This is a genomic window from Aeromonas sp. OTU364 (genome assembly GCF_038440395.1).
Taxonomy (GTDB): Bacteria; Pseudomonadota; Gammaproteobacteria; order Enterobacterales; family Aeromonadaceae; genus Aeromonas.
In genome coordinates, this window is sequence record NZ_JASATR010000012.1 from 81885 (window position 1) to 93865 (window position 11981).

The 11981-nt window shown below is 63.7% G+C and carries 13 protein-coding genes; 7 read left to right on the forward strand and 6 right to left on the reverse strand.

What is annotated here, in order from left to right:
• Nucleotides 1-193: 193 nt before the first annotated feature.
• Nucleotides 194-751, reverse strand: a complete 558-nt coding sequence (locus tag AAHB08_RS13220) for a TMEM165/GDT1 family protein (RefSeq protein ID WP_139437384.1) — start codon at nucleotides 749-751, stop codon at nucleotides 194-196.
• Nucleotides 752-1007: 256 nt separating this feature from the next.
• On the reverse strand, nucleotides 1008-1337 hold the full coding sequence (locus tag AAHB08_RS13225; RefSeq protein WP_180345012.1) for a translation initiation factor: 330 nt from the start codon (nucleotides 1335-1337) through the stop codon (nucleotides 1008-1010).
• Between the two features lie 120 nt (nucleotides 1338-1457).
• Here AAHB08_RS13225 and AAHB08_RS13230 point away from each other — a divergent pair, with 120 nt between their 5' ends.
• The 3 genes from AAHB08_RS13230 to AAHB08_RS13240 are packed head-to-tail and all read left to right on the forward strand — an operon-like array spanning nucleotide 1458 to nucleotide 4238.
• Nucleotides 1458-1685, forward strand: coding sequence for a FeoA family protein (locus AAHB08_RS13230; protein ID WP_171273620.1), 228 nt, complete (start codon nucleotides 1458-1460; stop codon nucleotides 1683-1685).
• The gene (gene feoB, locus AAHB08_RS13235; protein ID WP_342059185.1) at nucleotides 1682-3952 is read left to right on the forward strand and encodes a Fe(2+) transporter permease subunit FeoB; all 2271 of its coding nucleotides are present in this window, start codon (nucleotides 1682-1684) and stop codon (nucleotides 3950-3952) included. Before AAHB08_RS13230 ends, feoB begins: the two co-directional genes overlap by 4 nt.
• Before the next feature lie 43 nt (nucleotides 3953-3995).
• A complete protein-coding gene (locus tag AAHB08_RS13240) occupies nucleotides 3996-4238 on the forward strand; it encodes a FeoC-like transcriptional regulator (RefSeq protein ID WP_139436654.1) in 243 nt (80 codons plus the stop codon).
• A 100-nt stretch (nucleotides 4239-4338) separates the two neighbouring features.
• Here the strand turns inward: AAHB08_RS13240 and glgC are convergent, their stop codons facing one another.
• The 3 genes from glgC to AAHB08_RS13255 all read right to left on the reverse strand — a co-directional run bounded on the left by glgC (nucleotide 4339) and on the right by AAHB08_RS13255 (nucleotide 7427).
• A complete protein-coding gene (gene glgC / locus AAHB08_RS13245) occupies nucleotides 4339-5610 on the reverse strand; it encodes a glucose-1-phosphate adenylyltransferase (RefSeq protein WP_342059186.1) in 1272 nt (423 codons plus the stop codon).
• Nucleotides 5611-5875: 265 nt separating this feature from the next.
• A complete protein-coding gene (gene tapW / locus AAHB08_RS13250; protein ID WP_342059187.1) occupies nucleotides 5876-7015 on the reverse strand; it encodes a type IVa pilus ATPase TapW in 1140 nt (379 codons plus the stop codon).
• Between the two features lie 55 nt (nucleotides 7016-7070).
• Entirely contained in the window at nucleotides 7071-7427 is a 357-nt protein-coding gene (locus AAHB08_RS13255; RefSeq protein WP_042654692.1) for a DMT family protein, read from the reverse strand.
• Nucleotides 7428-7539: 112 nt separating this feature from the next.
• Between AAHB08_RS13255 and AAHB08_RS13260 the strand changes: the two genes are divergently transcribed.
• The 3 genes from AAHB08_RS13260 to AAHB08_RS13270 all read left to right on the forward strand — a co-directional run bounded on the left by AAHB08_RS13260 (nucleotide 7540) and on the right by AAHB08_RS13270 (nucleotide 10156).
• A complete protein-coding gene (locus AAHB08_RS13260; protein ID WP_202046069.1) occupies nucleotides 7540-8289 on the forward strand; it encodes a substrate-binding periplasmic protein in 750 nt (249 codons plus the stop codon).
• 87 nt (nucleotides 8290-8376) lie between these two features.
• Nucleotides 8377-9384: a vitamin B12 ABC transporter permease BtuC gene (gene btuC / locus AAHB08_RS13265; RefSeq protein WP_202046068.1), complete on the forward strand. Its 1008-nt coding sequence runs from the start codon at nucleotides 8377-8379 to the stop codon at nucleotides 9382-9384.
• Nucleotides 9371-10156 carry an ATP-binding cassette domain-containing protein gene (locus tag AAHB08_RS13270; protein WP_342059188.1) on the forward strand — a complete coding sequence of 262 codons (786 nt, stop codon included), beginning with the start codon at nucleotides 9371-9373 and terminating at the stop codon, nucleotides 10154-10156. Before btuC ends, AAHB08_RS13270 begins: the two co-directional genes overlap by 14 nt.
• A gap of 208 nt (nucleotides 10157-10364) precedes the next feature.
• Here the strand turns inward: AAHB08_RS13270 and AAHB08_RS13275 are convergent, their stop codons facing one another.
• Nucleotides 10365-11429, reverse strand: a complete 1065-nt coding sequence (locus AAHB08_RS13275) for a 3-deoxy-7-phosphoheptulonate synthase (protein WP_342059189.1) — start codon at nucleotides 11427-11429, stop codon at nucleotides 10365-10367.
• A gap of 141 nt (nucleotides 11430-11570) precedes the next feature.
• Between AAHB08_RS13275 and AAHB08_RS13280 the strand changes: the two genes are divergently transcribed.
• Nucleotides 11571-11951 (forward strand): diacylglycerol kinase, encoded by a 381-nt coding sequence (locus AAHB08_RS13280; protein ID WP_005328065.1) that lies wholly within the window; start codon nucleotides 11571-11573, stop codon nucleotides 11949-11951.
• Nucleotides 11952-11981: the final 30 nt, after the last annotated feature.

The window sequence follows — 11981 nt, forward strand, 5'->3', positions numbered from 1 at the left end:
AGCCGTCGTGCCTGAGAGATAAGGCATTATGGCACGGCGCCGCGTCCCGGGGCAGACCCCGGTGGTGCTGATGCGACAGGGGCAGGGCATGAGTAACAAAAAAGCCCCGACCGGGAGGAGGGGGCTCTGATGACGGGCAGACGGGGACATGGATGGGTGCTCACGCCCATCCCGTCCCCTCGTTGCTGGTGGGTCAGACGAAGATCAGGGTGCTGGCGCCCAGACCCACGAAGAGGATGGCGCAGGCGATGCGGATCCCCTGGAGGGGCAGCTTGTCGGCTCCCAGCTTGCCAAGCAGCACCACGGGCACGTTGGCCAGCATCATGCCGAGGGTGGTGCCGGTGATGACCTGGGTCAGTGAGTCGTACTTGGCCGCCAGCAGCACTGTGGCTATCTGGGTCTTGTCGCCGATTTCGGCGATGAAGAACAGCACGAAGGTGGCCATGAAGGGGCCGTATTTGTCGAGCGAACTCTCTTCATCCTCCATCTTGTCCGGCACCAGGATCCAGACAGCCATGGCGATGAAGGCGCCGGCGACCAGCCAGGTCATCACCTTGGGATCCATCCAGCGACTGATGAACTCCCCTATCCAGGCGGCCCCCGCATGGTTGAGCAGGGTGGCGACCAGCATGCCGGCGATGATGGGCCAGGGTTTGCGAAAACGACAGATGAGCAGCAACGCCAGGAGCTGGGTCTTGTCGCCGATTTCGGCGATGGCCACGCTCAGGGTTGAGGTTAACAAGGCTTCCATAAAAATGACCGGGGGACGGAATTGTTATAAACCAGAGACAAGCCTGCGCCATCCGTCCCCGGTATTGGCACTGGCCCGTCAAAGGTCTTGTCAAATCCGGCATTGCCCGGATCACCCTGACCATGGTGAGTTGGCACCAAGTATGTTGATCAGGATCGCGCACCGGGTTGGCACCCGTGGCGAGACTACTCCCCCTCGATGGGAGCCGGCATTCTAGGGAAAAACGTCCTCCGAAGCAAGGCGTGTGGCAGGGGGATCAGCCGCCCACCAGCTTGACTTGAAAGCCGGCCTTCTCCAGCTCGGCCTTGATAAGGTCCCGTTTGTCCCCCTGGATCTCGATGATCCCCTCCTTGAGGCCGCCGCCGGTGCCGCACTTCTTCTTGAGCAGGGTGGCGATGGTTTTCTGCTGTTCGGCCGGCACGCCGTGAATGGTGATGACACCGGCGCCCTTGCGCCCCTTGGTCTCGCGGCGGATGCGCACGACCCCGTCGGCGGGGAAGGGGGAGGCGCTCTGGGTGGGGGCGGATTCCTTGATCATGCCGCCGTCCGTGCTGTAGACCAGGCGGCTGTTGTTGTCGTGACTCATGGCAATACTTTGTCGGTTAGCTAAGCGGAGTTTGATTTTACGCAAATAAATGTTGAGGGCACAGCTTATAATCCTCCCCACTAAAAGCGAATTATTCTTGTTTAACTTCAGGAGCCCGTCATGGTACTCACAGAGTTGTCGCCGGGGCAGCGTGCTCGTATCAAGAACATGAACCAGCTTGGCCGCGCCTTGCGACGCAAGCTGATGGTGATGGGGCTCCTGCCCCAGACCGAGATCCTCTATCTGCGGGCGGCCCCCCTGGGGGATCCGCTCCAGATCCAGTGCCAGGGCATCTGCCTCTCCATGCAAAAGAGCCTGGCCCAGCAAATCGAGGTCGAACCGGTATGAACTACTCCCTGGTAACTGTAGGCAACCCCAACAGCGGCAAGACCTCGCTGTTCAACGCCCTGACCGGTGCCCGCCAGCAGGTGGGCAACTGGAGCGGGGTCACCGTCGACAAGAAGATGGGCGAGTTTTCCGCCAAGGGGCAGGATTACACCCTGATGGACTTGCCCGGTATCTACTCCCTGGCCAATCAGGAGGCGAGCCTGGACGAACAGATCGCCAGTCGCTTCGTGCAGGGCCAGCAGCCGGACCTGCTGCTCAACGTCATCGATGCCGCCAACCTGGAGCGCTCCCTCTATCTCACCCTGCAACTGCGGGAGCTGGGCCTGCCCATGGTGGTGGTGCTCAACAAGATGGATCTGCTGCAAAAGCGCCGCATCACCATAGACGAGGGGCTGCTCGGCCAGGCGCTCGGTTGCCCTGTGGTGTCGCTCTCGGCCCACAATCGCCAGCAGGTGGCGGCCTTCAAGGAGCAGATCCACCGGTTCATCGGCCAGCCCCAGCCCGCCCTGGTGCTCGATTACGGTCAGCCGCTGGAAGCCGACATCGCCGAGCTCGAGACCCTGCTCGCCCCTCACCACCTCAGTGACCGCGGCCGTGCCCTGCGCCTGCTGGAGGAGGACGTTGCCATGCAGGAGACCCTGGCGGCGGGTCAGCAGGCGGCGGCAGACAACGTGGTGAGCCGCGCCCACCACGCCCAGGACATCGATCTGCAACTGGCAGATCTGCGCTACGGCCACATCCACCACTGGTGCCAGCAGGCGTGCCGCCATCAGGGCAAGCTCACCGTCGCCCAGAGCGAGCGGCTGGACAGGATGCTGCTCAACCGCTGGGTGGGGATCCCCTTCTTCCTGCTGGTGATGTACCTGATGTTCATGTTCGCCATCAAGGTGGGCAGCGCCTTCATCGACTTCTTCGACATCCTGGGGGGGGCCCTGTTCGTGGACGGAGTGCACCACCTGCTGGGGCTAGTGTCGGCCCCCGACTGGCTGGGAGCCGTGCTCGCTGACGGGGTCGGCGCCGGTCTGCAGACGGTGGCGACCTTCATCCCCGTGGTGGGCTGCCTCTTCCTGTTCCTCGCCGTGCTGGAGAGCTCGGGCTATCTGGCCCGCGCCGCCTTCGTGGTGGATGCCCTGATGCGCCGCCTCGGGTTGCCCGGCAAGGCCTTCGTCCCCATGCTGATGGGCTTTGGCTGCACCGTGCCCGCGGTGATGGCGACCCGTACTCTGGGGTCGGAGCGCGAGCGGCTGATGACCTCGGCCATGGCGCCCTTCATGTCCTGCGGCGCCCGGCTGCCGGTCTATGCCCTGTTCGCGGTGGCCTTCTTCCCCGAATCGGGCCAGAACCTGGTGTTCGGCCTCTACCTGCTCGGCATACTGGTGGCGGTGCTCACCGGCCTCTTCCTGCGCAGCACCCTGCTGCCGGGCAAGAGCGATTCCATGGTGATGGAGATGCCGGACTACGAGTGGCCCCGTCCTGTGGACGTGGGGCTGCGTACCTGGCAAAAACTCAAGGCCTTCATCTTCGGCGCGGGCAAGACCATAGTGCTGATGGTGGCGGTGCTGAGCGTGCTCAATTCGCTGGGCACCGACGGCAGCTTCGGCAACCAGGATCAGGAAGACTCGGTGCTGAGCAAGATCAGCCAGTCGGTGACCCCGGTACTGCACCCCATCGGGATACGGGAGGAGAACTGGCAGGCCACGGTCGGCATCCTCACCGGCATCTTCGCCAAGGAGGCTGTGGTCGCCACCCTCAACAGCCTTTATGCCGGCAGCACCGGTGACGAGGAGGAGAGTGAATACTCCCTGCTCGGCAGCCTGAAGGAGGCGCTGGCCACCATTCCCGCCAACCTGGCGGACATCGACCCCGCCGATCCCATGGGGCTCAAGGTCGGGGAGCTGGCCGATCAGCAGGCGGCCGCCGAGGCCCAGGAGGTGGATACCTCCACCTATGGCAACATGCAGACCCACTTCGACGGGGCGGCCGGTGCCTTCGCCTACCTGCTGTTCGTGCTGCTCTACATGCCCTGTGCCGCCGCCATGGGCGCCCTGGTGCGGGAGACCGGTCGTCAGTGGGCCCTGTTCACCGCCGCCTGGTGCAACTACATGGCCTTCATGTGCGCCACCCTCTTCTACCAGCTGGCGACCTTTGCCGCTCACCCCGAGCAGAGCCTGCTCTGGACCCTGAGCTACGGGCTCTCCCTGGCGCTGCTGTGGTGGTTCGGTCGCCGCCACGGGGACATAGTCGCCCGCAAGGTGGTGACCCTGTGACGGCTCAAGCGAGGGGATGTCCCCATCAAGAGGAGGTCACGCCATGATATTGCGAGAGCTGGGTGATTATCTGGCGGCGCAGCAGAGGGTGAGCCGGCGGGAGCTGGCCCGCCACTTCCACACCTCGGAGGATGCGGTGGAGGCCATGCTCGGCGTCTGGATGCGCAAGGGCCGCGTCACCAAGCGGGAGACCCGGGTGTGCGGCGGCAGTTGCTGCGGCAAGAGCGAGGAGGTGATGTTCGAGTGGTGCGAACCCGGCCGAATCGGCCTGGTACAGCAGCGCTGAGCGCGCTGCCGCCAGAGAGCGTCGGCTGACAACAAGAGACCCGCCAGTGCGGGTCTCTTTTTTTGTCTGTTGCCGACATGGCGGGAGGGTTGCTGGGCCATCACAGCCTGGCCAGCATCGCCTGGGTGACCAGCACTATGCCCTGCTCGGAGCGATAGAAGCGGCGGGCATCCTCGCAGGCGTTCTCCCCCACCACCAGCCCTTCCGGCAACCGGCAACCCTTGTCGATCACCACCCGGCGCAACCGGCAACCGGCCCCTATCTCGACCCCGGGGAAGATCACCGCCTGATCCAGGGTGCAGAAGGAGTCGACCCGCACGTTGTTGAACAGCACAGAGCTCACGATGAAGGAGCCGCTGACTATGGTGCCGCCGGCGAACAGGGAGTTGATGGTCATGCCGTGCTGGCCGTTCTGATCCTGCACGAACTTGGCGGGGGCCGTCATCTTCTGGCTGGTCCAGATGGGCCAGTCCTGATCGTAGATGTCGAGCTCGGGGGTCACCGAGGCGAGATCCATGTTCGCCTCCCAGAAGGAGTCCACCGTCCCCACATCGCGCCAGTAGGGGCGTTTCTGCGGGCAGCAGCCGACGCAGGAGAGGCTGAACGGATGGGCATAGGCGGTGCCCTCCTTGACCACCCGCGGGATCACGTCCATGCCAAAATCGTGGTGGGACTGCGGGTTGGCGAGATCCTCTTCCAGCAGTTGATAGAGGTAGTCGGCGTCGAAGATGTAGACCCCCATGGAGGCCAGCGCTGTGTCGGGTTTGCCCGGGATGGCAGGCGGGTCGGCGGGCTTCTCGACGAAGGCGTTGATCTTGCGGCTCTCGTCCACCGCCATCACGCCGAAGGCGCTGGCCTCCTGGCGCGGCACTTCGATGCAGGCCACCGTCACCCGGCTGCCCAGGTTGACGTGATCGAGCAGCATGGCGGCGTAATCCATCTTGTAGATGTGATCCCCCGCCAGCACCACCACATATTTGGGGCCGTGCTCGCGAATGATGTCCATGTTCTGGTAGACCGCATCGGCGGTGCCGCGATACCAGCTGACCTCGTCAATGCGCTGCTGGGCCGGCAGTAGCTCGATGAATTCGTTCATCTGGTAGCGCAGGAAGGACCAGCCCGACTGCAGGTGACGCAGCAGGCTGTGGGACTTGTACTGGGTGACCACGCCGATCCGGCGGATCCCGGAGTTGATGCAATTGGAGAGGACGAAGTCGATGATGCGGAACTTGCCGCCAAAATGAACGGCCGGTTTTGCCCTGTTGTCCGTCAACTGCTGGAGCCGACTGCCTCGCCCCCCGGCTAACACCAACGCCATGGTCTCGTTCAATAACTGTCTGGACCTTGCTGTGTTGGCTGGTTGTAACAACATTGAATACCCCTTTATTGATATACCTCCTCAATGGTGCCTCCTTTGAGGCCTTCTTGAAAGGGTTTTCAACCCGGGTGGGGATTCAAACTGATTTTTTTGTCATTTATGTGAGCGCGCGCCATTGCCAATCAGGGGAGGGCTCGGTGTGTGGTCGAATGAAGGTCAGAGGGCAGAGGGCTGCGCGAAGGGAGAGGGACCCGCCGTGCTCTTGTTGAACACCCGGCCGCGACGGCGGCCGGGTGTGGCGGGGGAGGGCCGCACCTGACTAGAAGAGATCGTTGTTATCATCCTTGGTGGGCTCCAGGCTCCAGCCGCTGGCCGCCGCACTGTTGCCTATCTGCCCCTTCTCGCGCCAGAGTTTTATCTTGAGGCGCAGGTTGTTCTGGGAATCTGCGTTCTTGACCGCCTCTTCTTCGTCTATCACCCCCTCCACCACCAGATCGAACAGGGTGCTGTCGAAGGTGACCATGCCAAGGGCCCTGGATTTCTCCATGATCTCCTTGAGGCCGCCAAACTCGCCGCGCTTGATGAGATCGCGAATGGTGTGGGTGCCGAGCATCACCTCCACCGCCGCCCGGCGGCCGCCCTCCGTGGTCTTCACCAGCCGCTGGGAGACGAACGCCTTGAGGTTGTTGCCAAGATCGTTGAGCAGCTGGGGTCTGCGCTCCTCGGGGAAGAAGTTGATGATGCGATCCAGCGCCTGGTTGGCGTTGTTGGCGTGCAGGGTGGAGATGGCCAGATGACCGGTCTCGGAGAAGGCCAGGGCATGTTCCATGGTCTCGCGGTCGCGAATTTCCCCGATGAGGATGACGTCCGGCGCCTGGCGCAGGGTGTTCTTCAGGGCCGCGTGGAAGCTGCGGGTATCCACCCCCACCTCCCGCTGGTTGATGATGCTCTTGCGGTGGCGATGGACGAACTCTACCGGATCCTCGATGGTGATGATGTGGCCGCCGCTGTTGCGGTTGCGATGGTCGATGAGGGCCGCGAGCGAGGTGGACTTGCCAGAGCCGGTGCCGCCGACGAAGAGCACCAGGCCGCGCTTCTCCATGATGGTGTCGAGCAGCACGGGGGGGAGCTTCAAGTCCTCGAAGCGGGGGATCTCGGTCTTGATGTTGCGCGCCACCAGGGAGACCTCGTTGCGCTGCTTGAAGATGTTGACCCGAAAGCGGCCTATCTGGGGCAGGGAGATGGCGAGGTTCATCTCCAGCTCCTTCTCGAACTGCTGCTTCTGCTCCGAGTCCATGAGCTCGGCGGCTATCCTGGCCACCACGCCCGGCTCGAGCGGCACCTCGTTCAGGGGGCGCAGGGCGCCGTTGAACTTGGCGCAGGGGGGGGCGCCGGTGGAGAGATAGAGGTCGGAGCCATCCTGCTTGGCCAGGATCTGTAGCATGTCTCGCAATTCCATGTGTTGCCTCGTCACTCAAAGAAATAGGGGGAGCAATGTGCTTGAGTGTACAGCCTCAGGCACCGGTCAGTTTCTCGCGAAAAACAAAAAACACCGCGCCCAGGATGCACAGGCCGGCCCACAGATAGTCCCACTTCAGGTCCTCCTTCAGATAGAAGATGGAGAAGGGGACGAACACGGTGAGGGTGATCACCTCCTGCAGGATCTTGAGCTGACCGACGGTCAGCACGGTGTGGCCGATGCGGTTGGCGGGCACCTGCAGCAGGTACTCGAACAGGGCGATCCCCCAGCTCACCAGGGCGGCGATGATCCAGGGTTTGTGGTTCATGCTCTTGAGATGGGCATACCAGGCGAAGGTCATGAAGACGTTGCTGCAGATCAGCAGACCGATACTGGTGATGATAGGGTTCATTAGGTTCTCCTTTGAAATCAATGCATTTTATCTCGACTCCACGGGTTTCCATAAGTGGGGCTTGAGGGTATTTTTAACCCACAAGGATGTGGCAACAGAAGGTTGAAACTGGATGGGCAAGACAAGCTGGGGAGTGCTTGGTCTGTTGTTTGCCTGTATGACGCCCGTTACCGCGATGGCGAACGGAGCGCCAACCCTGACGGTGGTGACCGATGTCTGGCCCCCGTTTCGCATGCTCGCGCAGAACGACGAGTTCCATGGTCTGGATATCGACATTCTGCGCCAGTTGCAGGCTCGCAGCGGCATAGTGCTCACCCTCAAGCGGGTGCCCTGGGGACGGGCACTCAAGCAGATGCAGACAGGTCAGGCGGACTTGATGATAGGGTTGGCCCACACGCGAGAGCGGGCGGCCTTCATCGATTACCTGCAACCGGCCTATTACCAGTGCAGGCCTGCCTTCTACGGCAAGGCGGCGGCGGTGGCCACCCTGAAAACCTACGAGGATCTGCGCGGCAGGGAGATAGGCTATGTGCTCAACTCCGCCTATTTCGCCCCCTTCGACGACGACGGCCGGCTCGACAAGCACGGGGTGCCCACCGAGGATCAGTTGCAGCGCATGGTGGAGCGGGGTCATCTGCCCCTGATGATAGGCACCGACTGCCAGGTGGATTACGCCCTGAGTCAGCGCAACGACGCCGGCCTCATCAAGGCGGACTACCGCCCGCCCCACCCCGTGGTGCTCTACCTGGGCATGAGCAAGCACTCACCCCATCATGCGCTCGGGCCTGCGCTGGCGCAGGCGTTGCAGACCATGGTGGAGAGCGGCGAGATAGCGACGCTGGCCAAGCCTTACCAGCCTTGACCTTGGGTGGTAACGCGCTGTTATCATGCAGCTTTCCTGCTGGCCCCCGGTTCGGGGGCGGCACCTGTCTCATTTCGGGGATCCCGCGTGTATCTCGCTCTCATCCACCGCCAGCAGCGCTGGCAGCGCCACTGGCTGCTCGCCCTGTCGCTGCTCGTGCTCTCTCTCTTCCTGCTCTCCCTCGCCCTGGGGGAGTTCGTGCTGCTGCCCTGGCAACCCCTGGGGGAGCTGGAGCTGCGCATCCTGCTGGAGCTGCGGCTGCCGCGCGCCCTGCTGGCCCTGCTGGCGGGTGCGGCACTCGCCTGTGGCGGCGCCGTGCTGCAGGTGATGCTGCACAACCCTGTGGCCGAACCCGGCCTGCTCGGCGTCTCGAGCGGGGCTGGCCTCGCCGCCATGGTGGCGATGGCGGTGGCCAGGTCCCTCGGGGTCTACCTGCCGGGCTGGGGGCTGTCGCTGGCGGCCTTCGGCGGCGCCCTGGTGGTGACCATGCTGCTGATCCACCTAGCGCGCCGGGCCCGGCTCGGCCACACCCGGTTGCTGCTGTTCGGGGTGGCCATCGGCATCCTCACCAATGCGGCCATGACCTGGCTGATGTACTTTGCCGACGACGGCTCCCTGCGGGAATTCATGTTCTGGATGATGGGCAGCCTCTCCTATGGCAGCCAGCAGCTCGCCTGGTGGTGGCTGGTGCTGCCGCTGACCCTCGGCTGGCTCTGCTGGCAGGGCCGGGCGTTGCAACAGCTGCTGCTGGGGGAGACCCAGGCCAGGCTGATGGGGATGAACGTGGACCGCATGCGGGTGCGGCTGGTGCTGGCGGTCTGCCTGCTCACCGGGGTGGCTGTGTCCCTGTGCGGTGTCATCGGCTTCGTCGGCCTGGTGGTGCCTCACCTGCTGCGGCTGTGCGGCGGCAGCGATCAGCGCTTCCTGCTGCCCGCCTCGGCGCTGGGGGGCGGCGCCCTGCTGCTTGGCGCCGATCTGGTGGCGCGTTCGGCCCTTCATGCCGGTGAGCTGCCCATCGGCGTCATCACCGCCTCGGTCGGGGCGCCGCTCTTTATCTACCTGCTGCTGAGGCAAGATGCCGATGTCTCCCGTTAACTCCTCCCCCGATCCCCTCTGGCTGCTGGAGGCGCGGGCCCTCGGGATCCCCGCGCGGCTCGCCCCCCTGGATCTCGCTTGGGCGGGGGGCCAGCTGGTGGCCCTGCTCGGCCCCAACGGCAGCGGCAAGTCGACCCTGCTCGGCGCCCTGGCCGGCATTCTGCCCGCCGAAGGGGCCGTGCTGCTGGGAGGGGACGTGCTCACCGATCTGAGCTGGCCGGAGCTTGCCAGGCGCCGCGCCATGCTGCCCCAGCGTCAGCCCCAGCTGTTCCATATTCCGGTGTTCCAGGTGCTGAGCCTGGGGCTGGATGAGGAGGGGTTGCCCGAGGCACAGGGCAGGGCGGTGGCCGAGATCTGCGCCGCGCTGGAGCTGGATGCCCTGCTGGCGCGGGACTTCAGCCGTCTCTCCGGCGGGGAGCAGCAGCGGGTGCTGATCGCCCGCACCCTGCTGCAACTGTGGCCAGGTCTCAACACAGATGGGCGGGTGCTGCTGCTGGACGAGCCCCTGGCGGGGCTGGATCTGCACCATCAGCTGGCCCTGCTGCGGCTGCTCAAGCAGCTGGCCGGGCAGGGGTTGCTGGTGGTGATTGCCATCCACGACATCAACCTGGCCATCGACTGGGCGGATCGCATCCTCTGCCTGCAACAGGGTCGGGTGGTGAGCGAGGGGGGCGTGGAGGTCATCGATGAAGCCTTGCTGGAGCGGGTGTTCCAGATCAAGACGGATCGCGTCGAGGCGGCCGGCCGCACCTGGTTTATGCCGAGCCTGTGAGGCGGGCTTCCCCCTCATCCCCAGCCCTTCTCCCACTCTTTTAAAATAAGTGGGAGAAGGGAGCCGCTCCGTATGCTGCGGATACAGCATTGATAACCTGCAGGGCTGAGTGAAGCCAAGGGCGAGGGAGTCACCGTGGAAATGAAAAGAGCCAGGCATCCGTGATGCCTGGCTCTTTGAATGGGTAGATAGCGCGTTGAGCGGTGGCTCAGGCTTTCTGCTTGTCCAGCCGCACCTGGGCCGCCTCGGCCAGCATGGCCAGCAGGGTCTCGGTGTCGGCCCAGGAGAGGCAGGCATCCGTGATGCTCTGGCCGAAGGTGACGGCGCAGCCGTTCTCCACATCCTGCCGCCCTTCCACCAGGAAGCTCTCGGCCATGATGCCGGCGATGCCGGTGCGGCCGCGGCGCAGCTGATCGCAGATATCCTGCGCCACCAGCAGCTGGCGACGGTGATCCTTCATGCTGTTGCCGTGGCTGAAGTCCACCACCAGGCGCTCGGGCAGGCCCACGTCGGCCAGGGCTTCACAGGCCTCGTCTATGCTGGCGGTGTCGTAGTTCGGCCTGTGGCCGCCGCGCAGGATCACATGGCCATAGGGGTTGCCGGCGGTGCGGTAGATGGTCATCTTGCCGTCCTTGTCCGGGGAGTAGAAGATGTGGCTGTGGCGGGCGGCGCGCACCGCATCGATGGCGATCCGGGTGTTGCCGTCGGTGCCGTTCTTGAAGCCCACCGGGCAGGAGAGGGCGGAGGCCATCTCGCGGTGCACTTGGGATTCTGTGGTGCGTGCGCCTATGGCGCCCCAGGTGATGAGGTCGCTGATGTACTGGCCGGTCACCATGTCGAGGAATTCGGTGGCGGTGGGCATGCCCATCTCGTTGATGTCCACCAGCAGCTGGCGGGCCAGCTTCAACCCTTCATTCACGTCGAAGCTGCCGTCGAGGCGCGGATCGTTGATCAGCCCCTTCCAGCCGACGATAGTGCGCGGCTTCTCGAAGTAGGTGCGCATCACTATGCACAGACTCTCCTTGTATTGCGCACGCAGGGTATTGAGGCGCTGGGCGTATTCGCGGGCGGCGGCCGGATCGTGGATGGAGCAGGGGCCGACGATGACCAGCAGGCGCTGATCCTCACCAGCCAGAATGGCTTCTACATCGTGGCGGGCATCCAGCAGGTTCTGGGCGACGGTGTCGTTTAACGGGAAGGCGTGCGCCAGCTCGCTCGGAGTGATCAGGGACTCCAGGCGACGGGTGCGCAATTCATCGGTGTGAATGGACATACGACTCTATTCTCGAGTGAATAAGGGGGGCGGGATGCCAAAATGCAAGGGGATAAAATAAAGCAAAAATCCCCCGATGGAAACCTTGGGAGGCTCTGATAGGATGTGAGCCTAAAAGCCATTTCAAATGAGGTAGTTATCGTGGCAAAGCCAGGCGCGACCGGGGTTACCCGCATCATCAACGCAACCGGTTACAGCATGAAGGGTCTCAAATCGGCCTGGATTAACGAGGCAGCCTTCCGTCAGGAGCTGGTGCTTGTCTTGGCTCTGATGCCGCTGGCCGGCTGGCTCGGCAACTCCCTCAACGAGATCCTGCTGCTCATCTGCATCAGCTGGCTGGTGGTGATCGTCGAGGTGCTCAACTCCGCCATCGAGGCAGTGGTGGATCGCATTGGCTCCGAGCATCACGAGCTGTCGGGGCGCGCCAAGGATCTCGGCTCCGCCGCCGTCTTCATCGCCCTGGCCCTCAATGCCCTGGTGTGGGGCGCCTTGATTGGCCGCAATCTGCTGGGCTGGTGGTAGCTTGCGAGAGCAACCTTTCTCCTGACATAA